The 23100-nt window shown below is 68.1% G+C and carries 20 protein-coding genes and 1 pseudogene; 11 read left to right on the top strand and 10 right to left on the bottom strand.

The window, feature by feature from the left end; genetic code table 11:
• Positions 1–5: 5 nt before the first annotated feature.
• From menC to QFZ21_RS00830, 3 genes are read right to left on the bottom strand one after another with little or no spacing between them, the layout of a single operon-like run.
• Positions 6–1169 carry an o-succinylbenzoate synthase gene (gene menC, locus QFZ21_RS00840; protein WP_307373421.1) on the bottom strand — a complete coding sequence of 388 codons (1164 nt, stop codon included), beginning with the start codon at positions 1167–1169 and terminating at the stop codon, positions 6–8.
• Positions 1166–1855 (bottom strand): MurR/RpiR family transcriptional regulator, encoded by a 690-nt coding sequence (locus QFZ21_RS00835; RefSeq protein WP_307373419.1) that lies wholly within the window; start codon positions 1853–1855, stop codon positions 1166–1168. Before QFZ21_RS00835 ends, menC begins: the two co-directional genes overlap by 4 nt.
• Positions 1852–2643 carry a GNAT family N-acetyltransferase gene (locus QFZ21_RS00830; protein WP_307373418.1) on the bottom strand — a complete coding sequence of 264 codons (792 nt, stop codon included), beginning with the start codon at positions 2641–2643 and terminating at the stop codon, positions 1852–1854. Before QFZ21_RS00830 ends, QFZ21_RS00835 begins: the two co-directional genes overlap by 4 nt.
• A 92-nt stretch (positions 2644–2735) precedes the next feature.
• Here QFZ21_RS00830 and QFZ21_RS00825 point away from each other — a divergent pair, with 92 nt between their 5' ends.
• The 9 genes and pseudogenes from QFZ21_RS00825 to QFZ21_RS00785 all read left to right on the top strand — a co-directional run bounded on the left by QFZ21_RS00825 (position 2736) and on the right by QFZ21_RS00785 (position 14363).
• A complete protein-coding gene (locus QFZ21_RS00825) occupies positions 2736–3884 on the top strand; it encodes a M20 family metallopeptidase (protein WP_307373416.1) in 1149 nt (382 codons plus the stop codon).
• 283 nt (positions 3885–4167) lie between these two features.
• Positions 4168–5973, top strand: coding sequence for an ABC transporter substrate-binding protein (locus QFZ21_RS00820; protein WP_307373415.1), 1806 nt, complete (start codon positions 4168–4170; stop codon positions 5971–5973).
• A 70-nt stretch (positions 5974–6043) separates the two neighbouring features.
• Positions 6044–7087 carry an ABC transporter permease gene (locus QFZ21_RS00815; protein WP_307373412.1) on the top strand — a complete coding sequence of 348 codons (1044 nt, stop codon included), beginning with the start codon at positions 6044–6046 and terminating at the stop codon, positions 7085–7087.
• The gene (locus QFZ21_RS00810; protein WP_307373409.1) at positions 7084–7998 is read left to right on the top strand and encodes an ABC transporter permease; all 915 of its coding nucleotides are present in this window, start codon (positions 7084–7086) and stop codon (positions 7996–7998) included. Before QFZ21_RS00815 ends, QFZ21_RS00810 begins: the two co-directional genes overlap by 4 nt.
• Before the next feature lies 1 nt (position 7999).
• Positions 8000–9649, top strand: coding sequence for an ABC transporter ATP-binding protein (locus QFZ21_RS00805; protein WP_307373407.1), 1650 nt, complete (start codon positions 8000–8002; stop codon positions 9647–9649).
• The gene (locus QFZ21_RS00800) at positions 9646–10602 is read left to right on the top strand and encodes an LD-carboxypeptidase (RefSeq protein ID WP_307373405.1); all 957 of its coding nucleotides are present in this window, start codon (positions 9646–9648) and stop codon (positions 10600–10602) included. The genes QFZ21_RS00805 and QFZ21_RS00800 overlap by 4 nt, the downstream gene beginning before the upstream one ends.
• Positions 10599–11432: a serine hydrolase gene (locus QFZ21_RS00795; protein WP_307373404.1), complete on the top strand. Its 834-nt coding sequence runs from the start codon at positions 10599–10601 to the stop codon at positions 11430–11432. The genes QFZ21_RS00800 and QFZ21_RS00795 overlap by 4 nt, the downstream gene beginning before the upstream one ends.
• 81 nt (positions 11433–11513) lie before the next feature.
• A pseudogene (valS, locus tag QFZ21_RS00790) lies at positions 11514–14130 on the top strand (valine--tRNA ligase).
• Positions 14130–14363: a hypothetical protein gene (locus QFZ21_RS00785; protein WP_307373401.1), complete on the top strand. Its 234-nt coding sequence runs from the start codon at positions 14130–14132 to the stop codon at positions 14361–14363. The pseudogene valS and the gene QFZ21_RS00785 overlap by 1 nt, the downstream one beginning before the upstream one ends.
• Before the next feature lie 15 nt (positions 14364–14378).
• On the opposite strand, the gene QFZ21_RS00780 is transcribed toward QFZ21_RS00785, so the two are convergent.
• Both QFZ21_RS00780 and QFZ21_RS00775 read right to left on the bottom strand, forming a co-directional pair.
• Positions 14379–14597, bottom strand: a complete 219-nt coding sequence (locus tag QFZ21_RS00780) for a hypothetical protein (RefSeq protein WP_307373399.1) — start codon at positions 14595–14597, stop codon at positions 14379–14381.
• The gene (locus QFZ21_RS00775; protein WP_307373397.1) at positions 14594–15205 is read right to left on the bottom strand and encodes a transcriptional regulator; all 612 of its coding nucleotides are present in this window, start codon (positions 15203–15205) and stop codon (positions 14594–14596) included. The genes QFZ21_RS00780 and QFZ21_RS00775 overlap by 4 nt, the downstream gene beginning before the upstream one ends.
• 105 nt (positions 15206–15310) lie before the next feature.
• Between QFZ21_RS00775 and QFZ21_RS00770 the strand changes: the two genes are divergently transcribed.
• Together QFZ21_RS00770 and QFZ21_RS00765 are read left to right on the top strand one after the other, a co-directional pair.
• Complete coding sequence (locus QFZ21_RS00770) at positions 15311–17362, top strand: M3 family metallopeptidase (RefSeq protein WP_307373396.1); 2052 nt, start codon at positions 15311–15313, stop codon at positions 17360–17362.
• A 7-nt stretch (positions 17363–17369) separates the two neighbouring features.
• Positions 17370–17996, top strand: a complete 627-nt coding sequence (locus tag QFZ21_RS00765) for a class I SAM-dependent methyltransferase (protein WP_307373394.1) — start codon at positions 17370–17372, stop codon at positions 17994–17996.
• On the opposite strand, the gene QFZ21_RS00760 is transcribed toward QFZ21_RS00765, so the two are convergent.
• From QFZ21_RS00760 to QFZ21_RS00740, 5 genes are all read right to left on the bottom strand, one after another.
• Positions 17993–18559 (bottom strand): NUDIX hydrolase, encoded by a 567-nt coding sequence (locus tag QFZ21_RS00760; protein WP_307373392.1) that lies wholly within the window; start codon positions 18557–18559, stop codon positions 17993–17995. The two genes, QFZ21_RS00765 and QFZ21_RS00760, sit on opposite strands and share 4 nt — an antisense overlap.
• 34 nt (positions 18560–18593) lie before the next feature.
• Positions 18594–19364 carry a hypothetical protein gene (locus QFZ21_RS00755; RefSeq protein ID WP_307373389.1) on the bottom strand — a complete coding sequence of 257 codons (771 nt, stop codon included), beginning with the start codon at positions 19362–19364 and terminating at the stop codon, positions 18594–18596.
• Between the two features lie 17 nt (positions 19365–19381).
• Positions 19382–20650 (bottom strand): ATP-dependent Clp protease ATP-binding subunit ClpX, encoded by a 1269-nt coding sequence (clpX, locus tag QFZ21_RS00750; protein ID WP_307373387.1) that lies wholly within the window; start codon positions 20648–20650, stop codon positions 19382–19384.
• Positions 20651–20801: 151 nt separating this feature from the next.
• On the bottom strand, positions 20802–21653 hold the full coding sequence (locus tag QFZ21_RS00745; protein WP_307373384.1) for an aldehyde dehydrogenase family protein: 852 nt from the start codon (positions 21651–21653) through the stop codon (positions 20802–20804).
• Positions 21650–23092, bottom strand: coding sequence for an aldehyde dehydrogenase family protein (locus QFZ21_RS00740; RefSeq protein ID WP_307373382.1), 1443 nt, complete (start codon positions 23090–23092; stop codon positions 21650–21652). The genes QFZ21_RS00745 and QFZ21_RS00740 overlap by 4 nt, the downstream gene beginning before the upstream one ends.
• Positions 23093–23100 lie beyond the last annotated feature (8 nt).

Below are 23100 nucleotides of genomic sequence, written 5' to 3'. Positions count from 1 at the left end.
TGGGTTCATTCGCGCCGGAGGCCCACCGGGGTCGGCTCCTGCTCCGATGCTCTCGCACCGGCCGAGTCGAAGGAGCGCGACGCACCGCGCTCGATGCTCTCGACCAGCACCTCGTGTCCGATGCCGGTTGAGCGGGGCACGCGCACGCGGCCGTCCACCGCCACGATCGGCGGGTCGATGATGTCCGAGGCGTAGTACTTGTCCGATCCGGAGACGTCCGAGGGGAGGAGGAAACCGGGAAGCGAGGAGATCGCGACATTCGCCGCCCGTCCGATGCCGAACTCGTGCATACCCCCGCACCAGACCGGCATGCCCGCGTCGACGGCGATGTCGTGCGCCGCCCGCGCGACGCTGAGCCCGCCCATGCGCGACACCTTGATGTTGAGCACTCGTCCCGCCCGCAGCCGGAGCATGGTCTGCAGGTCACCCAGCGCGACGATCGACTCGTCGAGGCAGACGTCGGTTCCGATCCTGGCCTGCAGCGCGGCGTGCGAGACGAGGTCCCGCGGAGCGAACGGCTGCTCGATCATCGTGAGGCCCTCCCGGTCGAGGCGCGCGAACACCCCGGCGGACTCCTCGTCGTCCGAGTAGGCACCGTTGGCATCGACATGGAGGTCCAGGTCGGGATGCGCCCCGCGCACCGCGTGGACCGGCTCGACATCCCACCCGGGGGCGATCTTCAGCTTCACCCGCCCATACCCGGCGGCCCGCTGCACGTCGACCTGGCGCAGGAGATCATCGATCGACGGCTCGATCCCGAGAGATACGCCCGCCACCACCTCGTCACGGTCGCCTCCGAGCGCCGAGGCCAGGGCCACTCCCGTCGCACGGGCGTAGAGGTCCCAGACGGCTCCCGAGAATCCCGCCTTGGCGAACTCATGACCGCGGATGCGGCTCCACCCCTCCTCCAGCTGCTCGGGCCGATCGAACTCTCGGCCGAGCACGGCGGGCAGCAGGTAGCGCGTCGCGATCTCCCACGCCGTGGCAGTCGTCTCGGCGCCGAAGTAGGGATCGCTGGGGGATGCGATCTCTCCCCAGCCGGTCCGGCCGTCGGCATCCGTCAACTCGACCAGGATGTGCTCGATCCCGGACTTCCGGTGCGAACTCGTCTCGAAGCTGTGCAGCAGCGACTGCCGCAGCACGAACAGCCGGACGCGGGAGATCCTCACGCGTCGCCCTCCGCATCCGCGCGCGTCCGCTTCTGCTCCGGCGCGTAGAGGCCGAGGCGCGCGACCAGCCGGTCCCGTTCGGCGAGGCGTCGCCTGGCACCTTTCGCGCTCGCGGTCGTCAGAGCGCTCAGCAGATGGCAGACCGCGGCGACCGGTGTGGGTGAATCCGCGTACGACGCCGAACCGGTGCGCACGCGGATCAGAGAGGTGGCGATCGGAGCGAGAGGCGCGTCGTCGCTGTCAGTGATGACCACGAGCTGACCGCCGGCCTCCCGGAAGAGGCGCCCCAACCGGACGGTCTCCTCCCGGTAGCGGCGAAGCGAGAACGCCACCAGCACATCCGACGCGCGGACGTCGGTGAGCACCGTGAGCGGATGCAGGGCATGACCGTCGACGAGGAAGACGTTCGAGAGCGTCGCGGACAGATCGGCATTGAGCAGCTGCGCGTATGCCGCCGCCTTGCCCTCGCCGGCGATGTAGCGGCGGCGGGCGCCGAGAAGCAGCGAGGCCGCCTGGGGCACCTGCGCCGATCTGCTCAGCTCCTCGAACGTCTGCGCGAGCGAGCGCTGCTCGGTCTCGATGATGTGCGCCTGGATGCTCTCCGCAGACTGATTCGTGCGGATGCGCTCGCCGAAGCGATCGCGGGGTGACATCAGATCGCGATCCTCGTGGTCCTGTGCGGTCATGCCGCCCCCTCCCCTGGCACGGCGCGGTAGACCGCCGTCGTCTCGTCGATCCGCGATGCGGAGATCAGCACCTCGCCGCGCAGGAAGACCTCGGTCAGCGTCTGGCCGAGCTTGCTGGCCAACGTCGTGCGTTCCGCCGCCGAGAGGTCGTCCGGGCGAGCAGAGGTCACGATCCAGCTGCCCCCGTCGGCTGCCGGCAGAGACCGCCCCCAGTCCGCCCGCTCGACCGGCGGCGGGCTCTCGATGGCGGCGTCGGTGGCGGCGGTCGCGGAGGTATCGGTGAGGTCCCAGGCGACGACGAGCCGGTCGGTGCCCGGCCGTGCGTAGTAGTCGGGCACGAACGCGATGCCGACGGCGCCGAGAGAGGAGAGGTTGAAGTGGGCGTTACGCGACAGGATCGGGTCGAAGGTCCATCGCATCGTGCGCTGCCCCCACCCGAGCGCGACGTCGCGCTGGGCGAGCTTCAGTGCTTTGCCGACCCCGCGCCCCTGATGGTCGGGGTCCACCGCGGCGGCCTGTGAGAAGTGGTACGTCGCGCCATGTCCGTCGCTGCCGGCGAACCCATAGGCGAATCCGATCAGGTCGCCCTCGGACGAGTAGGCGCCGACCGCGGACCCGCCGTTGCGCGCGAGGGACGTGAGCAGGTTCGCATTCAGCGCGAACTCGTTCTCGGAATAGGCGAACACCCGGGAGTACAGGGCCGAGGCCTCGATGAACTCGGCATGGGTGCGGAGTTCCCGGCAGCTGAATCCGACGCTGGCGCTGGCAGCCACCGAAGCATGAGGCACGATACGTTTCCTAAGATCGACGAATCTTTGTGATGCGAGCGATGTTATCGGCGGGTTGCACCACGATCAAGAGGCAGATACGGTTCGTAAATGTGAGCACATCCTCGACGACCTCCGGAACGGACCCTCAGTCAGAGGCCATCCTCGCACTCGTCGCCGAACTCGTGGGTCATGAGACGCCGAGCTACGACGCCGCCGCGAGCGCGCGAATCGCCGAGAGCCTGAGTGCGCGATTCGAATCACTCGGAGCCGTCGTCGAGCGGATCCCCTCCCCTGCCGGCATCGACCTCGTCGCCGACTTCCCCGGCACGGGCGCTCCACTGCTGCTGGTCGGGCACACCGACACCGTCTGGCCCGTGGGCACTCTCGACGGCGACGTGCCCTTGTCGAGAGACGGCGACGTCGTCCGCGGGCCCGGCACCTACGACATGAAGGCAGGCATCGTCGTGATGCTCGAGGCTCTGCGGCGAACGAAGGACCTGCCGCCGGCGGAACGCCGGGCTGTGCGGATCGTGCTCGTCTGCGACGAGGAGGTCGGCTCACCCCTGTCCTCACCCCTGCTCCTCGAGCGCGCGGAGGGTGTCGCCGGCGCCATCGGGTTCGAGTCCCCGCATCCGGACGGGGCGTTGAAGGTGGGCCGACGCGGAAGCACTCGGGTGCGACTGTCGGTCGAGGGCAAGGCCGCGCACGCCGCACTCGATCCCGAAGATGGCGTGTCCGCGATCGAGGAGCTCGTCGATCAGCTGGTGCGGGTGCGCGCGATCACCTCCGACCCTGCGCTTCCCGGCCCCGTCCTCTGCAACGTCGGCACGATCTCGGGAGGGACGAGGGCCAATGTCGTCCCCGCGCATGCCGAGGCCGAGGTGGGCCTGCGGTTCACCGACGCCGCGACCGAGCGGCAGGTGCTCGAGGCGCTGACCGCACTGAGTCCGATACGCGCCCGCGCTCGACTCGCCGTCGACGTCCTCAGTTCCCGGCCGGCGTGGCAGCCGTCGCCCGCCGACGCCCTGCTTCTCGAACAGATCTCCGTGGCGGGGCGAGCCGTCGGCCAGCAGGTCTCCGGACGCCCGGCCGCGGGCGCGGGAGACACGAACCTCCTCGGCAGCCGCGGCATCCCCACGGTCGACGGATTCGGCCCCCGCGGTGGCGGCGCGCACGCCAGGGACGAGCACTTCCTGGTCTCGTCGCTGATCGAGCGGGTCGAACTGCTGTGCGCCGTCCTCCGCGTTTCGACACCCTGACGACGGCCCAGATACGATCCGGATCACCCCGCCGTGTTACCGAGCTGTAAAATCTGCACGACTACCGATGATCGCGCGTACCCGCTGTTTTCCGCCGTTTCAGGGCAATCGAACCGACGTCGAGGCGCAACACACCGTGAGCAATTCCGGACGATACGCATCCGATCCCTTGACCCCGGGGCCGACATCCGCTTGCATGGTCTCCACCGACCCGCCTTCATCGTGAATCCGGGCGGTGCCCGAAGGGACTTCCTCCATGCGCCTTGATCCCCGCTCCCGAACAGTGCGAAGTCTGACCGCCGCTGCGATCGTCTCCGCGCTCCTCATCGCCGCCCCGGTCAGTGCCGCGCAGGCGCAGTCGGTGCAGGCCTCAACCGAAGCTCCGGCCGACGACACCACGCTGCGTATCGCGACCTCCGGCTTCGTCGACACGTTCAACCCGTTCATCTCGATCTACCTCGCGCCGACGAACATCATCCGCTACGTGTACGAGTCGCTCGTGCAGAACGACGCCGAGGACGGCTCGCCGACCAAGGGTCTCGCCGACTCCTGGGACGTGAGCGACGGCGGCCGCACGTGGACCTTCACCCTGCAGGATGATCTGGAGTGGTCGGATGGCGAACCCATCACGTCCGCAGACGTCAAGTACACGTACGAGCAGATGATGACCGTTCCGGCGCTCGCCACCGCGAACGGCAACCTCGTGTCGAACTTCGACACCGTCGAGGCACCCGACGACAAGACCGTCGTGATCACCCTCAAGACCCCGCAGGCGCCGAACCCGGGCTCCGAGATCCCGGTCGTCCCCCAGCACATCTGGGAGAACGTCGACGACCCCACCACCTTCGCGAACGACAAGGATGTCGTCGGCTCCGGGCCCTTCCTGCTCGAGAGCTACGCGGCGAACCAGTCGATCGTCCTCAAGGCGAACGAGAAGTTCTGGCGTGGAGCCCCGAAGATCGATGCGATCCAGTACGTGTACTACACGAACTCCGACGCACAGGTGCAGGCGCTCAAGGCCGGCGACGTCGACCTGGTCACCGGGCTCACGCCCACGCAGTTCGACGCGCTGGACGGCGTCGAGGGCATCACCACGCACTCGGGCGAAGGGCGACGGTTCCACTCGATCAGCGTCAACCTCGGTCAGCAGACCCGCGACAACGTGCCCTACGGCACGGGAAGCGAAGCGCTGAAGGACGTCGAGGTGCGTCAGGCCATCCGCCTCGGGACCGACACCGAGACGCTTCTCGACAAGGTCCTCGAAGGACAGGGCGTGCACGCGACCAGCTTCATCCCCGCATCGTTCCCGAAGTGGAGCCTCCCCGAGGACAGCTCCGTGATCGAGGGATTCGATCCGGATGCAGCGAAGGCGAAGCTCGATGAGGCCGGCTGGGCTCCCGGCGCAGACGGCATCCGCGAGAAGGACGGAGAGCGGCTCGCGCTCCGCCTGATGATCGACGCCGACGACTCCAACGAGCAGTCCATCGCGGACTTCTTCGTGCCCTGGATGAAGGACATCGGCATCGAGATCACGGTCGAGTCCACGGACTCCGACACCATCAGCGCGAAGGCCGTGAGCGGTGACTACGACCTGTACTTCAGCGGCTGGTCCGTCAACCCCGACCCCGACTACCAGCTCGGGATCAACACCTGCATGAACCTGCCGACGTCGACCGACGGCACCGGCGGAACGACGCAGGACGGCTACTGCAACCCGGAGTTCGACGAGCTGTACACGCAGCAGCGCTCGGAGCTCGACGAGACGAAGCGCGAGGAGATCGTTCGCGAGATGCTCGAGCTGAACTACACCGACACCGCGCAGATCGCCACCTGGTACGCGAACTCCCTGGAGGCCTACCGGTCCGACCGCTTCACGGGCTTCACGCTGCAGCCGAAGGACACCGGCATCATCGCCAACCAGGCGGGTTACTGGGGCTACCTCACCGTCGAGCCGGTGGAGGGCGCCACCGCCGGCGGCACCGGCACCAACACCGGACTGATCATCGGCGGAGTCGTGGTCGGGGTCATCCTCGTCGGAGGACTGATCTTCTTCCTGATCCGACGTCGCAACATCGCCGACGTCGAATGATTCCGGCAGACGCCGCGGGCAGCGGATCCTTCCGCTCCCGCGGCGTCGCTGTCCGCAGCAAGGAGACCCCATGACGAACGCGGTACCCCCGTCCACCTCCGCCATCGCGACCAGTGGCTCCGCCGAGGAGCAGCCCCAGGGCGTCGGCGCCCTGCGCTACATCCTCGCCAAGCTCGGCGGAGCGGCCATCAGCATGGCGATGGTGATCCTGCTCGGCTTCTTCGCGTTCAAGATCCTCCCCGGCGACCCGGTCGCGTCGATCGCCCGCGAGCGCGGGATGAGTGCGGAACAGGCCGATCAGCTGCGCGAGCAGCTCGGCCTGAACAAACCCCTCTGGCAGCAGTTCATCGACTACCTCGGCAACGTGTTCACGCTGAACTTCGGCACGAGCTACGTGTACCGGACTTCGGTCTCCGAACTCATCGGCGCGTACTTCTGGAACACGATCCTGCTCACCGGCACGGCGGCGGTCCTCGCGATCGCTCTCGGTCTGTGGCTCGGCCAGAAGGCCGCCTGGAAGCACGGCTCCACCTTCGACCGCATCGCCTCGGGCACCTCGCTGGTGTTCTGGTCGGTACCGACGTTCTGGCTGGCTCTCCTGCTGCTGATGGTCTTCGGTGGCACGCTGCACTGGTTCCCGACCGGCGGGATGGTCTCTCCCAATCCGCCGACGGATCCCGTGGGCGCCGTGCTCGACGTCGTCTCGCACATGGTGCTGCCCGTGATCACGATGGTCGCGGTCGTATACGCCCAGTACCTCATGGTGATGCGCAGCTCGCTGCTCGAGGAGATGGGTGCCGACTACCTGACCACCGCGCGTGCGAAGGGTCTTCGCGACGACCTCGTCCGGCGCCGTCACGCGGTGCCGAACGCCATGCTGCCGACGGTCACTCTCGTCTTCATGCACATCGGCGGGCTCATCGCCGGGGCTGTGACGGTCGAGACGGTCTTCTCCTGGCCCGGCCTCGGCAAGCTCACGTTCGAGGCGATCTCCGGCCCCGACCTGCCACTGCTGCAGGGCACGTTCGTGGTGTTCTCCGCGATCATCATCGTGATGAACCTCGTCGCCGACCTCATCTATCGACAGCTCGACCCGAGAGTGAGGCGCGCATGAGCACGTCAGCGCCGTCCGTCCGTTCCCCGCGTGCGCTCGCCTGGCATCGCCGAGGCGTGGCCTTCGCCGACTTCTGCCGGCAGTTCTCGCACCACCGCGCCGGCATGGTCGGTCTGGTCTTCCTCGTCATCGTGACGGTGATCGCCCTGCTCGCCCCCGTGATCGCACCGCCGAGCATGCTCGACGTCACGAAGCTCGTCGACGTCGAGCGGTTCGCTCCCCCGTCGTGGGAGCATCTGCTCGGCACCGACCATCAGGGCAGAGAGCTCTGGGTACGCATGGTGTGGGGAGCGCGGGTGTCGCTGCTCGTCGGCCTCGCGGCCACTGCGATGTCGATGATCATCGGCACCCTCGTGGGGATTGCCGCCGGTCACTTCACCGGATTCTTCGGTGGACTGATGATGCGCATCATCGACTTCTTCCTGGTGCTCCCGGCGCTGATCCTGGCGATCGTGCTGTCCTCGGTGCTCAGCCGCGGAGTCTGGACGATCATCATCGCGATCGGTCTCACCTCCTGGGCGGGCACCGCTCGGGTCGTGAGGGCCCAGACCCTGTCCGTCGAATCCCGCGACTACATCGAGCGCTCCCGCGCGCTCGGCGCCGGCCACTGGCACATCATCATCAAGCACCTGCTGCCCGGCGTGCTGCCGCTGGTGCTCGCGAACACCACGCTCACGGTCGGATCCGCCATCATCTCCGAATCGACGCTCGCCTTCCTCGGGCTCGGCGACACCACGCTGCAGTCCTGGGGCTCCATCCTGAAGAACGCGATGGACGTCTCCGCGGCCACGAGCGGCTACTGGTGGTACGTGCTCGTCCCCGGCCTCGCGATCGTCCTCGTCGTGCTCGCCTTCACTCTGATGGGTCGCGCCGTCGAGAACATCACCAACCCGACGCTAAGGACCCGGTGACATGCCCGATCTCATCTTCGAGGACGTCTCGATCACCTATCGCACCACCGGTCGCTCGGCCCGTGAGCAGATTGCCGCAGTCCGGAACATCTCGCTCACGATCCCGGCCGGCGAGACCCTCGGCATCGCGGGCGAGTCGGGCTCCGGCAAGTCCACCCTGGCGATGAGCGTGCTGCGGCTGCTCCCCCGCAACGCGACGCTGACCGGACGCGTGCTGCTCGGAGACGAAGACGTGGCGACGCTGTCGTTCGGCCGGCTTCGCGCCGTGCGGTGGTCGCAGACATCGATCGTCTTCCAGGGCGCCATGCACTCCCTCAACCCGGTGCGCACCGTGGGGTGGCAGATCATGGAGGCCCTCCAGCTCCACGTCTCCGAGCAGTGGTCGACCGAGCAGGCACGCAAGGCCCGAGTGCTCGAGCTGCTCGACGTGGTCGACCTCGACCCGCAGAAGGCGGAGTCCTACCCGCACGAGCTGTCCGGCGGACAGAAGCAGCGCGTCATGATCGCGATGGCGCTCGCGTGCGATCCGGAGGTCATCATCGCGGACGAGCCGACGACAGCGCTCGACGTGATCGTGCAGAAGCAGATCCTCGACATGATCTCGCGGCTGGTGGCCGAGCGCGGGATCTCGATGCTGATGATCAGCCACGACCTGTCGGTGCTCGCCACCGCCTGCCAGCGAATCGCCATCATGCGCAATGGAGAGCTCGTGGAGGTCGGTGAGGCCTACGCCGTGTGCACTCGACCGACGCAGCCGTACACGCGCCAGCTGGCGGATGCCTTCCCGACGATCGGCGACCCCGCGTCGCGCATGGCGCCGGTCACACGGCACGGCCGCGACGCGGACGACATCCCCGAGACGGAACACGGCGACGAGGTCCTGCTGGAAGCGCGGGGCCTCAACGTCACCTACCGCTCCGGCGGGCGCCCGGTGCACGCGGTGCGCACCGTCGACCTGGCGGTGCGCCGGGGCGAGATCGTCGCACTGGTCGGTCAGTCGGGTTCGGGGAAGTCCACGCTCGCCCGCGCGCTGATGGGCCTGCAGCCCGCAGATCAGGGCTCGGAGATCCTGTTCGCCGGCGAGCGGATCCCGACCAGGGGCCGCCTCCTCGGGCAGTTCCGGTCGAAGGTGCAGCTCATCCTCCAGGACCCCTGGGCCGCGCTGAACCCGAAGCACAGCGTGTACGAATCCGTGGCCGAAGGCCTGCGCATCCAGCGCTTCGGCGGCGACGAACGCGAGCGCGTCGCGCAGAGCCTGGCCGAGGCCGAGCTCACTCCGCCCGAGCGGTACTTCAGTGCGATCCCGCAGGAGCTCAGCGGCGGACAGCGCCAGCGCGTGGTCATGGCCGGCGCGCTCGCCGTGCAGCCCCAGATGCTCATCGCCGACGAGCCGGTCGCGTCGCTGGACGCATCGGTGCGCGGCGAGATCCTCGGGCTGCTGCTGTCTCTGCGGCGCAAGCTCGGCCTGTCGGCACTCGTGATCACGCACGACCTCGGTCTGGCGTGGAACATCGCCGACAGCGTGGCGGTGATGTACCAGGGCGAGATCGTCGAGCGCGGCAGCACCGAGGAGGTGCTGCTGAATCCGCAGCACGAGTACACCCGGCGACTGCTGGCAGCCGCACCCCGCATCGAGGAGAGCGCGGCATGACCCGGTCCAGCCGGTCGCCCTACCTTGATTCCGCACCGCTGCAGCCCGGTGACACCGTCGCGCTCGTCGCGCCCGCAGGTCCCGGTGATGAAGCGAGCCTGCAGCGCGCCGTCGGGTTCTATGAGGCGTGGGGGCTGCGCGTGCGCGTCGGCGAGGCCGTGCTCACTCCCCACCCCCGCGCGAAGTACCTCGCCGGCCCGGACGACGCCCGACGTCGCGACCTCGTCGATGCGTGGCTCGACCCCGAGGTGGACGCCGTCGTCGCGCTCCGCGGCGGATACGGGGCGCTGCGGCTCCTCGACGGGATCGACTGGGACGAGATGCGGCGCGCGGCCGCCCGGCTCGATGGTCGCCCGAAGCTCCTCACCGGCTCGTCCGACATCACGGCGCTGCACGAGGCGGTGCGCGCGCACCTCGACCTCGCCACGCTGTTCTGTCCGATGCCAGGGAACAACGTGTTCCGCGACTCCGAGTTCGTCCGTGATGACGTGCACCGCTGGCTGTTCGAGCCGTGGGGCGGACGCGACCTCATCGGGCCGAAGGCCGAGGTGATGAGCCCCGGAACCGCCACCGGACGATTCACCGGGGGCAACCTGAGTCTGCTCGCCGCCGCGATGGGCGCACCCGAAGCCGCCGTCGCCGCCCCCGGCATCCTGTTCCTGGAGGACATCACCGAGGAGCCCTACCGTTTGGACGGGTACCTCACGCAGCTGAGGCGGGCGGGCCGGCTCGCTGCCGCGTCTGCCGTCGTGCTCGGTTCCTGGCACGAGTGCGGAGATCTCGACCTCGTGCGCGCCCTGATGGAGGAGGAATTCGCCCGAGCCGGGATACCGGTCCTCTGGGAGCAGGGTTTCGGCCACGATCCGAACGCGCTCAGCATCCCGCTCGGCGTGGACGGGGTGCTCGATGCCAACGGCGACCGCGCGAAGCTCACGGTCGGGGCGGACGCATGATCGCGCTTCCTCCTCTCGATCCGCGCGCCACCTGGTCGGTGGCCGTGCTCGACGCGGATGACGGAACCGTGCTCGCGCAGTTCCAGCCGGACGAGCAATGCGAGACCGCGAGCATCGGGAAGATCTTCCTCCTCATCGAGGTGGCACGGCGGCTCGAGGAGGGCACGCTGTCGGAGGACGACCGGATCTCGGTGCCGGACGAGCACCGCGTGGAGGACTCCGGTCTGCTGTATCGGATGCACGACCAGCGGATCACGGTGCACGATGCCGCGCTCCTCGTCGGGGCGGTGAGCGACAACCTGGCGACCAACGCTCTGATCCACCTCTGCGGACTGGAGGCCGTGCGCCGGGTCGCCCCCGACCTCGGCTACACCCGCACCTCGCTGCTCGACTACATCCGGAACGAGCGCACACCCGACCTCCCCTGGACCCCGTCGTACGGCACCGCGGCCGAACTCGCCGACGTCATTCGGCGCCTGGGCGCGGGAGACGTCTACTCCCCGGGCGTCTGCGCACGCGTGCTGGGCTGGCTCGCCGCGGATGCCGACACCTCCATGACGGCGGACTCGTTCCTCCTCGACCCGCTCGCACACGTCGATGCGGAGTACCAGGGCATGGTTCTCCGGCACAAGACCGGCAGCGTGAGCTTCGCCCGGGTCGACGTCGGACTCCTCACCGGACCGGCCTCCCGCGTCGCCTACGCCGTCGCGGCGAACTGGAAGACCTCGCCGGTCGACCTCCGAGCTCCGGTCATCGACGGCATGAGGGCGGTCGGCGAACTGCTCCGCCGGCATGTCACCGGGCGCGACCGCGACGACGCTCGTCCCTGAACCCCCTCTGTAGACTGGAGCGCACAACCCACACTCAGGCACGCTCACACAGTGCCGCATACATCGCTCGAGGAGACCTCCATGCCTGCTTCTGATTCGACTCTGAACCGGATTCCCGACAAGCCCGCACTCGAAGGTCTCGAAGCGAAGTGGGACGCCGCCTGGGCGGAGCAGGGCACCTACCTGTTCGACCGTCTGCGCGCGGCGGAGGTCGGCCGCGAGGGCGTGTACTCGATCGATACCCCGCCGCCGACGGCATCCGGAAGCCTGCACATCGGGCACGTGTTCTCTTACACGCACACCGACGTCAAGGCCCGGTTCGAGCGCATGCGCGGCAAGACCGTGTTCTACCCGATGGGGTGGGACGACAACGGCCTGCCGACGGAGCGCCGGGTGCAGAACTACTACGGCGTGCGCTGCGACCCGTCGCTCCCCTACACCGATGACTTCACGCCTCCGTTCGAGGGCGGCGACAACAAGTCCAGCCGTGCGGCTGACCAGCTGCCGATCAGCCGCCGCAACTTCATCGAGCTCTGCGAGCGGCTGACGATCGAGGACGAGAAGCAGTTCGAGTCGCTGTTCCGGCAACTCGGACTGAGCGTCGACTGGACGCAGACCTACCGCACCATCTCCGACGACTCGATGCGGCAGAGTCAGCTGGCGTTCCTGCGCAACATCGAGCGGGGCGAGGCCTACCAGGCGCTGGCGCCGACTCTGTGGGATGTCGACTTCCGCTCGGCCATCGCGCAGGCCGAGCTCGAGGACCGCGACCAGCAGGCGGCGTACCACACGATCGAGTTCCCCTTCGCGGACGGATCGGGTTCCATCGCCGTCGACACCACCCGCCCCGAGCTGCTCCCCGCGTGCATCGCGATCGTGACGCACCCGGAGGGCCCGCACAAGCACCTCATCGGGACGAAGGTGCGGACTCCGTTCTTCGACGCCGAGATCGAGGTCCACGGTCATCACCTCGCTCAGCCCGACAAGGGCACGGGTGCCGCGATGGTCTGCACCTTCGGTGACGTGACCGACATCATCTGGTGGCGCGAGCTGCGCACCACCACCGGAGATTCGCTGCCCAACATGACCACGATCGGTCTGGACGGCCGTTTCCTGCCGGACGCGCCGTCCTCGGTCGCCGACGCGGATGCCGCCGCCTGGTACGCCGAGAACATCGGCGGCAAGACGGTGTTCAGCGCGCGCAAGGCGATCGTCGAGAAGCTGCAGGAGACCGGCGACATGACCGCGGTCGGCAAGCCGTTCAACCACGCGGTGAAGTTCTTCGAGAAGGGCGACCGTCCACTCGAGATCGTCTCGACCCGTCAGTGGTACATCCGCAACGGCGCCCGAGACGGCGACCTGCGCGACAAGCTGATCGCACACGGCCAGGAACTCGCCTGGCACCCCGACTTCATGCGCGTGCGCTACGAGAACTGGGTGGGCGGCCTGACGGGCGACCTGGCTGGTCTCGCGGCAGCGGTTCTTCGGCGTGCCGATCCCGCTCTGGTACGGCCTGGACGAGAACGGCGACCGCGACTACGACCGTGTCCTGACGCCGGATGCCGCGTCGCTCCCGATCGACCCGACCACCGATGTGCCCGCGGGCTACACCGAAGCGCAGAGGGGCGTCGCTGGCGGGTTCGACGCCGAGGCCGACATCCTCGACACCTGGGCGACGTCGTCGCTCACTCCGCAGCTGGCCGGCGGGTGGAAGCGTGACGAGGAGCTGTGGCAGCTCACGGCGCCGTTCGACCTGCGCCCGCAGGGTCAGGACATCATCCGTACCTGGCTGTTCTCGACCATGCTGCGCTCGACGCTCGAAGACGACAGGACGCCGTGGCGCAACGCCGCGATCTCCGGCTTCATCGTCGACCCCGACCGCAAGAAGATGTCGAAGTCGAAGGGCAACGTCGTCACCCCCGCCGACGTGCTCGACAACCACGGATCGGATGCCGTGCGCTACTGGGCGGCCTCGAGCCGACTCGGCATGGATGCCGCCTTCGACCCGCAGAACCCGACGCAGGTCAAGATCGGTCGGCGCCTGGCGATCAAGGTGCTCAACGCCGCGAAGTTCGTGCTGTCGTTCCCGGTGCCCGAGGGCGCCGAGGTGACGCGTGCCCTGGATGCCTCGATGCTCACCGCCCTCGACGGCGTGGTGGTCGAGGCGACCAAGGCCTTCGAGCGGTACGACGCCGCTCGAGCCCTCGAACTCACCGAGGCGTTCTTCTGGACCTTCTGCGACGACTACCTCGAGCTCGTCAAGGAGCGCGCCTACGACCGGACCGACGCGGGCCAGGCATCCGCCGCCCTGTCACTGCGTCTGGCGCTGTCGACTCTGCTCCGCCTGCTCGCGCCGGTGATCTCGTTCGCCACGGAGGAGGTCTGGTCCTGGTTCGAAGAGGGCTCGGTGCACAACGCCGCGTGGCCGGAGCCCCTGGGCGTCGAGGGCGACGCCGCGGTGCTCTCCGTCGCGAGCGAGGCGCTCATCGGCATCCGTCGTGCGAAGACCGAGGCGAAGGCGTCACAGAAGACCCCGGTCTCGCGCGCCGTCATCGCTGCCCCGGCCGCCAAGCTCGATGCCCTGCGAGCCGCCGCCGACGACCTGCGGGCTGTGGGTCGCATCGCCGAGATCGAGTTCGTCGAGGCAGAGGAGTTCGCGGTCACCGCGATCGAGTTCGCCCCGACCGAGGACGCCTGATGCAGCTCGGCACGCGCTGGGCCGCGGGATCCGAACCGCCGGCATCGGTCCCCGCGGCCCTGCGGCCGGCGATCGCCGAGGTGGAAGCGAATCTGGCTGGGTCCGTGAGCCTGTCGAAGGGCCACTGGACCCTCACCTGGCTCGAAGGGCGGGCCATCGCCGAGCTCGATGCGGGATGGGAAGTCCTTCAGACCGCAACCGGCGAGGTCATCGCGCGGCCGTTCGAGGACTGACCCGGGCTCGTCGCCTCAGCGCCGCGGGAGTCCCAGCTGCGCGAGTGCATGGTCGACGGCGCGCGGGTCCTGCTTCCGGGCCTGCTGCTCGCGGAGCATGTCGAGAGCGATGTCTCGGCGTTCGGCGCGGGCGGCGATCCGACGATCGACGTGTCGGGCGAGCCCGAGCGCGGCCTGCCGGAGCATCCGCTCGAAGGGCGTGGGAGTGGCGAGTCGGAGCGTTGCGGTGGTCATGATCCCTCCTCAGGGCTGTTCTGGCGAGTGCTGATCTTCGGCAGATCGAAGATGTCGGTACGGAGAGACACGCGGCGCACGTCGGGGCCGGTCTGTCCGCGGAAGCGCGAGATCGCGCTCTCGAGGAATGCTTCGATCTCTTCCCGCAGTTCCCGCACCTGCGCCGCGGTCATGTCGAGGTGGGTGGTCGTGGCCATGCCGACGTCGCGCCACTCCTCCGGCTCCTGAGCCTGCGGGCGGTTGAGGTAGGCCATCAGCGTCTCGTGGCGCAGCCGGAAGAATTCCGATGTCACGATCTGGGCTGCGGCGCGGTTCGCGGGCGACATGGTGTCGTCCGGCCCCGGCAGGTCGATCCGCCCCTTGGGGCGCTCCCACCATCGCTCCCGCGCGGTGCCGCGGCCTTCGACCTCCTGGATGAGGTCGTGGGCGGCGAGGGCGCGCAGGTGGTAGCTCGTCGACCCCGAGGTCTCCCCGACCAGCGCGGCAAGCGAGCTGGCGGTCTGCGGCCCCTGCGAGGCGAGCAGATCGAAGATCCGCACCCGCAACGGGTGCGCGAGGGCCTTGAGCGCCCCCGAATCGAGGGTCTTGATCTGCGTGTTCTCCGTCATGCTTGCAAAGATACTCTTGCAAAGGGTTCTTTGCAAGCATTTCTTTGCAACCGTTCCTTTGTACTGCACCCTGACTTCGAGAGGGACGGTGGCTAGGCTCGGAGGATGACCGACGCCTCGAACCCGCTGCTCCTGCCGTCTTCGCTCGACTACGGGCTCCCCGACTACCGGACGATCCGCGCCGAACATTATCTCCCGGCCTTCCGGACGGCATTCGAGGAGCACCTCCGCGAGATCTCCCGCATCACCATGGTGCGATCGATGCCGACGTTCGAGAACACCATCGAGGCGTTGGAGCGCTCCGGCGAGCTGCTCGACCGGGTGGCCCACACGTTCTACACGGTGAGCTCGGCGGACGCGACACCGGAGATCCAGGCGGTCGACGAGCAGCTGGCTCCGCTCATGGCCGCGCACCAGGACGCCATAACCCTCGACAGTGCCCTCTACTGGCGGGTGCAGCAGGTGCACGCCCAGCTCGACGATCTCGACCTCGAACCAGAGCAGCGGTATCTGGTCGAGCGTCACCACCGCGAGATGACGCACGCCGGAGCCGCGCTCGATGACGAGGCCAAGGCACGCCTGACCGTGCTCAACCAGCAGCTCTCGACGCTGAGCAACACGTTCGAGCGCAACCTGCTCGACGACACGAACGACCTCGCGGTCGTGTTCGACTCCCCCGAGGAACTCGACGGTCTCAGCGCGGGAGAGCTCTCCGCGGCAGCCCGCGCGGCGCAGGAACGTGGCTTGGACGGCAAGCTGCTGATCGCGCTGCCGCTCTTCACCGGACACCCGTACCTGGCGCAGCTGCGCGACCGCGAATCGCGGCGACGCATCATGGCGGCGTCACGGCAGCGCGGCGCACGGGACAACTCCCACGACAATCGTCCGGTCCTCATCGAGATCGTGCGACTGCGCGCGGAGCGCGCCGCACTGCTCGGCTACGCCTCCCATGCGGCGTACGTCACGGCAGACGAGACCGCCGGTACCCCGGAGGCGGTAGAGCGGATGCTGCGTCAGCTCGCGGCACCGTCGGCGCGCAACGCCGCAGCGGAGCGTGAGGCACTGCAGGCGATCGTGGATGAGACCGAGAGCGAACTCTTCCCGATCGAGGCGCACGACTGGGCGTACTACACCGAGAAGGTGCGCAGCGCGCGCTACGACATCGACTCCCGTGCGCTGCGCCCGTGGTTCGAGGCCGAACGCGTCCTGCAGGACGGCGTCTTCTTCGCGGCCACCCGCCTCTACGGCGTGACCTTCACCGAACGGGCCGACCTTCCCGCGTATCACTCCGGCGCCCGCGTCTTCGAGGTGCACAACGCCGACGGCAGCCCGCTGGGTCTCTACGTCCTCGACCTCTACACCCGTGATTCGAAGCGCGGCGGAGCGTGGATGAACTCGATCGTGAGCCAGTCGACGCTGCGCGGCACCTCTCCCGTGGTGGTCAACAATCTGAACGTCCCGCTTCCGGGCGACGGCGAGCCGACTCTCCTGACCCTCGACGAGGTCACGACGCTGTTCCACGAGTTCGGCCATGCGCTGCACGGATTGTTCGCGACGGTCACGTACCCGCACTTCGCCGGGACGAACGTGTTCCGCGACTTCGTCGAGTTCCCGAGCCAGGTGAATGAGATGTGGATTCTCTGGCCCGAGATCCTCGACAACTACGCGCGGCACCACGAGACCGGAGAGCCGCTCGATCCGGCGATCGTCGAGCGACTCCGCGCCACGGAGAAGTTCGACCAGGGGCACGCGACGAGCGAGTATCTGGCGGCGGCGTGGCTGGATCAGGCGTGGCATCGGATCGGCCCGGATGCGACGATCGACGACGTGCCGACGTTCGAGGCGGCGGCCCTCGCCGACATCGGTCTGAACGACCCGGTCGTCCCGACGCGCTACTCCTCGACGTACTTCGCCCACATCTTCTCCGGCGGATACAGCGCCGGGTACTACTCGTACATCTGGAGCGAGGTGCTCGACGCCGACACGGTCGACTGGTTCCGCGAGAACGGCGGCCTCACCCGCGAGAACGGCGACCGATTCCGGCAGCGTCTCCTCGGCGTGGGCGGTTCCCAGGATCCACTGGACGCCTACCGCGACTTCCGCGGCCGGGACGCCGAGATCGCGCCGCTGCTCGAACGACGAGGACTCGAGGGCTGAGCCACGGATGAGTGATCCGCTGAGCCTCATCAGCGCTGCCTTCGATTCCCGCGCTGAACGATACGACGACAGCGCGATGCATCGAGCTGTCGCCACCGCGACGGCGGAGTTCGCCGATCTCACCGACGTGCACGTCATCCTCGATGTCGCGACAGGGACGGGATTGGTGCTCCGCGCGATCGCGCCCCGTGCCGTCGACGCCGACCTCATCGGTGTCGACATCTCCGCGGGGATGCTCGAGGTCGCGCGCGGCCATCTGCCGGGAGCGACGTGGCTCCGGGCGTCCGCAGCGGACATACCGGTCGAGTCCGCGTCGGTCGACCTGCTCACCTGCGTGACAGCGCTGCACATCATCCCAGATGTGCCTACAGCTGCGGCGGAATGGCGGCGGATCCTGCGACCGGGTGGACGACTCGTGACGGCGACGTTCCAGAAGACGGACACGTCCGGTCATGGCGCTCCCGAGCAGCCCTCGGCGCAGCGGCCGTATGCACGCGACCACGCCCCGTACTCCGGCGCGGCGAACCTCTCGGCGACGTTCGACCGATACGGCTTCACACTGCGTCGTCATCGGGAGTGGAGCGATGCCATCGATGAGTTGCTGATCGCAGAGCTCGTCGTGCCGACCCCCTAGGGCGAGTCCGGCGGTTGCCCGGCGAGCCACGCCTGCGCTTTGTACCAGGTGAGCTGGTGATAGCTCTGCTCCAGCCGGGCTCCCGCGTCGGCCACCGGCAGCAACCGGACCGCGATCGACTCGCTCTCGTCGAGCGACTGCTCGGACACCAGAACGCAGTCGCGTGCCAGGAAGTGGTGCACGCGATTGGTGTGATTGCCGAAGTTGGCCCACGTAGCTCCGAGGTCGATGATTTCTCGAGCCTCGTAGCCGGTCTCTTCGCGTAGCTCGCGCTCGGCCGCTCGGCGGGGTTCTTCAGCGGGCTCGACCCCTCCGCCGATGGTTCCCTGTGCGACGATGCCGGCGCCGTGGCGATACTCCTCGACGAGGATCGCCTGGCCCTCGGTGTCGACGGCGAGCACGGAGACCCAATCGCCATACTCCAACACGTAGAACGGCGCGATGCGACGATCGTGCTCATCGACGCATTCGTCAGCCCGGACTCGGATCCATCGATCCGCGACGAGCATCTCCGACGAGACAACACGCCAGGGGTGAGGAGAATCGTTCGTCGATCCATTCACAGGACTTCTCCTTCTGGCTAGCACGGCAACGCGCTCAGAGTGGCGGCGCTGTGTAGAGCTGCACCGTGCATCCGCCCTCGCCCGGCTCGAGCAGGATGCGATCGAAGGACACCGGAGCGATCGTTCCGTCGAGCTTGCGCACTCTCACGAGGCAGTCGCGGGATTCTTGGGCACCGACGGCGACGACGAGCTCGCCGGCGTCGGTCACCGTCGTGTCAACGGAGAACTTCGGGTCGGTGAACTCCGCACGCACGTTCTGCGCGAGGTCGGATGGATCGGATGCCGCCAGCAGGGCTTCCAACCGGACGGCCGCGTCTTCCGGCAGAGCAGCCAGCGGCGTGATCACGGGTGGCTCCACGTCGGTCGGGAGATCGGCGCAGTCGACCTCGTCTCGGCGGGCGTCCTGGCTGATGACCAGTGTGAAGCGGTAGCAGCGCTCGGCATTTCCTGCGCTCACGACGGGACCGTTGCCGAACCCGCCTTCGTTGGCTGCGACGTCCACGCGGATACGGACGTCGATCACTGCCTCGTCACCTGCGTCTGTGGAGCCCGACCAGGCGACGGGCGTGGCACCGTTTCTCCCGGTGAACACCGGTCCGGCCGCGATCGTCTCGGCATCGCGCCGGTCGCGCTGATAGCCGAAGTCTTCCTGCATGGCGTCCGCCGTCGCTGCCGCCCGATCCCAGGCGATCCTGTCACCGTCTTGCGAACCGAAGATCGAGCCGGTGAGCCAGAGCGTGGCGAAGACAGCCAAACCGACCATGACCACGCAGACGGTCCCGACGACGAGCGTGACCTGACGCACGATCGGCCCTCAGCCCATCACGCGCTCTTGCGCTTGCGCTCCATCACGATGGTGGGCGGTGCGCCTTCGTCGACGGCGGCGCGAGTCACGATGACCTTGGCGACGTCTTCCGCGGAGGGGATCTCGAACATGATCGGTCCGAGGACATCTTCGAGGATGGCGCGGAGACCACGGGCGCCTGTCTTGCGTTCGACGGCCAAGTCGGCGATCGATCGCAGTGCCTCCTCGTCGAACTCCAGCTGGACGCCGTCGAGCTCGAACATGCGCTGGTACTGCTTGACGAGCGCGTTGCGGGGTCCGGTGAGGATCTCCATCAGCGCGTCCTGGTCGAGCGGCGAGACGTTCGTGACGACGGGCAGACGACCGATGAACTCCGGGATGAGCCCGAACTTGTGCAGGTCCTCCGGCAGCACCTCGCTGAAGAGATCGAGGTCCTTGGTCTTGTCGTGCAGCGGAGCGCCGAAGCCGATGCCGTGCTTTCCGACGCGCGCGGACACGATGTCTTCGAGTCCGGCGAACGCACCGGCGACGATGAAGAGCACGTTGGTGGTGTCGATCTGCAGGAACTCCTGGTGCGGGTGCTTGCGGCCGCCCTGCGGCGGCACCGAGGCGACCGTGCCTTCGATGATCTTCAGCAGCGCCTGCTGCACGCCCTCGCCCGACACGTCGCGCGTGATCGACGGGTTCTCGGCCTTGCGGGCGATCTTGTCGACCTCGTCGATGTAGATGATGCCCTGCTCGGCACGCTTCACGTCGTAGTCCGCGGCCTGGATCAGCTTGAGCAGGATGTTCTCGACGTCCTCACCGACGTAGCCGGCCTCGGTCAACGCGGTGGCATCGGCCACGGCGAACGGCACATTGAGGCGCTTGGCGAGCGTCTGAGCGAGATAGGTCTTGCCGCAGCCGGTCGGTCCGATGAGCAGGATGTTGCTCTTCGCGATCTCGATCTCTTCGGCCTTCTGCTCGGCGGTCTGCAGGGTGCCGTGCGCGCGGACGCGCTTGTAGTGGTTGTAGACCGCGACGGCGAGGGCGCGCTTCGCGGGCTCCTGTCCGACGACGTACTCCTCGAGGAAGGAGAAGATCTCGCGCGGCTTCGGCAGTTCGAACTCCGCGACGCCCTCGGCGGAGGACTCCGCCATGCGCTCCTCGATGATCTCGTTGCACAGCTCGACGCACTCGTCGCAGATGTACACACCGGGGCCAGCGATGAGCTGCTGCACCTGCTTCTGGCTCTTTCCGCAGAATGAGCATTTGAACAGGTCAGCGCTTTCACCGATACGGGCCATGCGCGTCCTCCTATGGGGGATCCAGAGATCGTCCTTCGAGCCTAACCTCTGCATCCGACACAGGGCCGCATTGGCGCGATCCGGTCTGGTGACGGCGAAAGCCGGACCGCAGCAGCTGCGAGCCCGGCCTCCGTCGGATCCGATGGATGTGTCAGACCATGCTCTTCGTATGCCAGACGGTCTTCACCTCGGTGAAGACGCCGATCCGCTCCGGCGAGGCGACGACCTCGCCCGGCGCGAGCACGCGCTTCAGCGTCTCGGCCGCGGCGATCTGCATGTCGACCCAGTCCAGGTGGCCCGCTCCTGCGAGGTCGAGCGCGTTCACGTCCTGGTGAGAGGCGAGCCACGGCGCGATCTCGGCGGGCGAGCCGGTGAGCACGTTGACGACTCCCCCGGGCACATCGCTCGTCGCCAGGACCTCGGCGAGGCTGATGGCCGACAGCGGATGCCGCTCGCTGGCGATCACGACCACGGCGTTGCCGGCGACGAGGGCCGGAGCGACGACCGAGACCAGACCCAGCAGCGCCGAGTCCTGCGGGGCGACGATCGCGACCACACCGGTCGGCTCGGGCACTGAGATGTTGAAGTACGGGCCCGACACGGGGTTGGCGTTGCCCGCCACCTGCTCGTACTTGTCGCACCAGCCGGCGTACCAGACCCAGAGATCGATGGCCGCGTCGACCTGCGACTCGGCGGCAGATGTCGAGCCGCCCTCCTGCGCGACGATCTCCTCCACGAACTGCGCGCGGCGTCCCTCGAGCACCTCTGCGACACGGTAGAGCACCTGGCCGCGGTTGTAGGCCGTCGCTCCCGACCAGCCCTTCACCGCGGCACGCGCGGCGACCACCGCGTCGCGGGCATCCTTTCGCGAACCCTTCGCCGCGTTGGCGAGGAACGCGCCCTTGGGCGAGAACACCTCGTACGTGCGTCCGGACTCGCTCCGCGGGAACGCCCCGCCGATCGCCAGCTTGTACGTCTTCGGCACGGCCAGTCGCTTGCTCATGCTGCGGCTCCCTTGAGGTAGGCGGTGAGGCCCTGACGTCCGCCCTCGCGGCCGTACCCGGACTCCTTGTACCCGCCGAACGGGCTCGACGGATCGAAACGGTTGAAGGTGTTGGCCCAGATCACGCCGGCACGCAGACGGTCGGCGACCGCGAGGATGCGCGATCCCTTGTCGGACCAGATGCCGGCGGAGAGACCGTACGGCGTGTTGTTCGCCTTGGCGATCGCCTCGGCGGGCGTGCGGAACGTCAGCACCGAGAGCACAGGCCCGAACACCTCATCGCGGGCGATGCGGTGCGAGGCCTCGACGCCGGTGAAGATCGTCGGGGCGAACCAGAACCCCTTCTCCGGGATCGCGCAGTCGGCCGTCCAGCGCTCGGCACCCTCGGCCTCGCCGATGTCGCTGAGCTCACGGATGCGGGCCAGTTGGGCTGCGGAGTTGATGGCGCCGATATCGGTGTTCTTGTCGAGGGGGTCGCCGAGGCGCAGTGTCGACAGACGGCTCTTGAGCCGATCGATGACCTCGTCGTGGATCGACTCTTGCACCAGCAGACGGCTGCCGGCACAGCACACGTGACCCTGGTTGAAGAAGATGCCGTTGACGATGCCCTCGATCGCCTGGTCGATGGGCGCGTCGTCGAACACGATGTTCGCCGCTTTGCCGCCCAACTCGAGCGTGACCTTCTTGTGCGTCCCCGCGACGGCGCGCGCGATGTCACGGCCGACACCGGTCGACCCGGTGAACGCGACCTTGTCGACGTCGGGGTGGCGCACCAGCGATGCGCCGGATGCTCCCGCACCCGTGACGATGTTGACGACCCCGGCGGGAAGATCTGCCTGCTGCAGGATCTCGGCGAAGATCAGCGCGGTCAGCGGCGTGGTCTCGGCGGGCTTCAGCACGACGGTGTTGCCCGCGGCAAGAGCCGGAGCGAGCTTCCACGCGAGCATCAGCAGCGGGAAGTTCCACGGGATGATCTGTCCGGCGACGCCGAGGGCACGCGGGTTCGCACCCAGCCCGGCGTAATCGAGCTTGTCGGCCCAGCCGGCGTAGTAGAAGAACCAGGAGGCGACCAGTGGCACGTCGACGTCGCGGCTCTCCTTGATCGGCTTGCCGTTGTCGAGGCTCTCGGCCACGGCGAGCTCGCGGGCGCGCTCCTGCACGAGACGGGCGATGCGGAAGAGGTACTTGCCGCGGTCGCGGCCCGACATCTTCGACCAGGTCTTCTCGTAGGCGCGTCGCGCAGCGGCGACGGCCCGGTCGATGTCCTCGTCGTTCGCGGAGGCGATCTCGGCGATGCGCGTCTCGTCGGCCGGCGAGATGGTGGTGAAGCTCTCCCCCGACCCGTCGACGAACTCGCCGTTGATGAACAGCCCGTAGCTGTCCTTCAGGTTCAGGACCGCCTTGGACTCCGGTGCCGGAGCGTATTCCAGAAATGACATGTGTATCC

Source organism: Microbacterium sp. W4I20, from assembly GCF_030816505.1.
GTDB lineage: Bacteria > Actinomycetota > Actinomycetes > Actinomycetales > Microbacteriaceae > Microbacterium.
The sequence above is the reverse complement of the archived record's forward strand: the minus strand, read 5'-3'. Positions and strand labels throughout refer to the sequence as shown.

Coding starts and splice junctions, on each gene's coding strand:
- QFZ21_RS00835 (WP_307373419.1), bottom strand. CDS start 1,855: ATGACCGCACAGGACCACGAGGATCGCGATCTGATGTCACCCCGCGAT.
- QFZ21_RS00815 (WP_307373412.1), top strand. CDS start 6,044: ATGACGAACGCGGTACCCCCGTCCACCTCCGCCATCGCGACCAGTGGC.
- QFZ21_RS00780 (WP_307373399.1), bottom strand. CDS start 14,597: ATGACCACCGCAACGCTCCGACTCGCCACTCCCACGCCCTTCGAGCGG.
- QFZ21_RS00805 (WP_307373407.1), top strand. CDS start 8,000: ATGCCCGATCTCATCTTCGAGGACGTCTCGATCACCTATCGCACCACC.
- QFZ21_RS00785 (WP_307373401.1), top strand. CDS start 14,130: ATGCAGCTCGGCACGCGCTGGGCCGCGGGATCCGAACCGCCGGCATCG.
- QFZ21_RS00810 (WP_307373409.1), top strand. CDS start 7,084: ATGAGCACGTCAGCGCCGTCCGTCCGTTCCCCGCGTGCGCTCGCCTGG.
- QFZ21_RS00795 (WP_307373404.1), top strand. CDS start 10,599: ATGATCGCGCTTCCTCCTCTCGATCCGCGCGCCACCTGGTCGGTGGCC.
- QFZ21_RS00765 (WP_307373394.1), top strand. CDS start 17,370: ATGAGTGATCCGCTGAGCCTCATCAGCGCTGCCTTCGATTCCCGCGCT.
- QFZ21_RS00770 (WP_307373396.1), top strand. CDS start 15,311: ATGACCGACGCCTCGAACCCGCTGCTCCTGCCGTCTTCGCTCGACTAC.
- QFZ21_RS00775 (WP_307373397.1), bottom strand. CDS start 15,205: ATGACGGAGAACACGCAGATCAAGACCCTCGATTCGGGGGCGCTCAAG.
- clpX (WP_307373387.1), bottom strand. CDS start 20,650: ATGGCCCGTATCGGTGAAAGCGCTGACCTGTTCAAATGCTCATTCTGC.
- QFZ21_RS00740 (WP_307373382.1), bottom strand. CDS start 23,092: ATGTCATTTCTGGAATACGCTCCGGCACCGGAGTCCAAGGCGGTCCTG.
- QFZ21_RS00745 (WP_307373384.1), bottom strand. CDS start 21,653: ATGAGCAAGCGACTGGCCGTGCCGAAGACGTACAAGCTGGCGATCGGC.
- QFZ21_RS00800 (WP_307373405.1), top strand. CDS start 9,646: ATGACCCGGTCCAGCCGGTCGCCCTACCTTGATTCCGCACCGCTGCAG.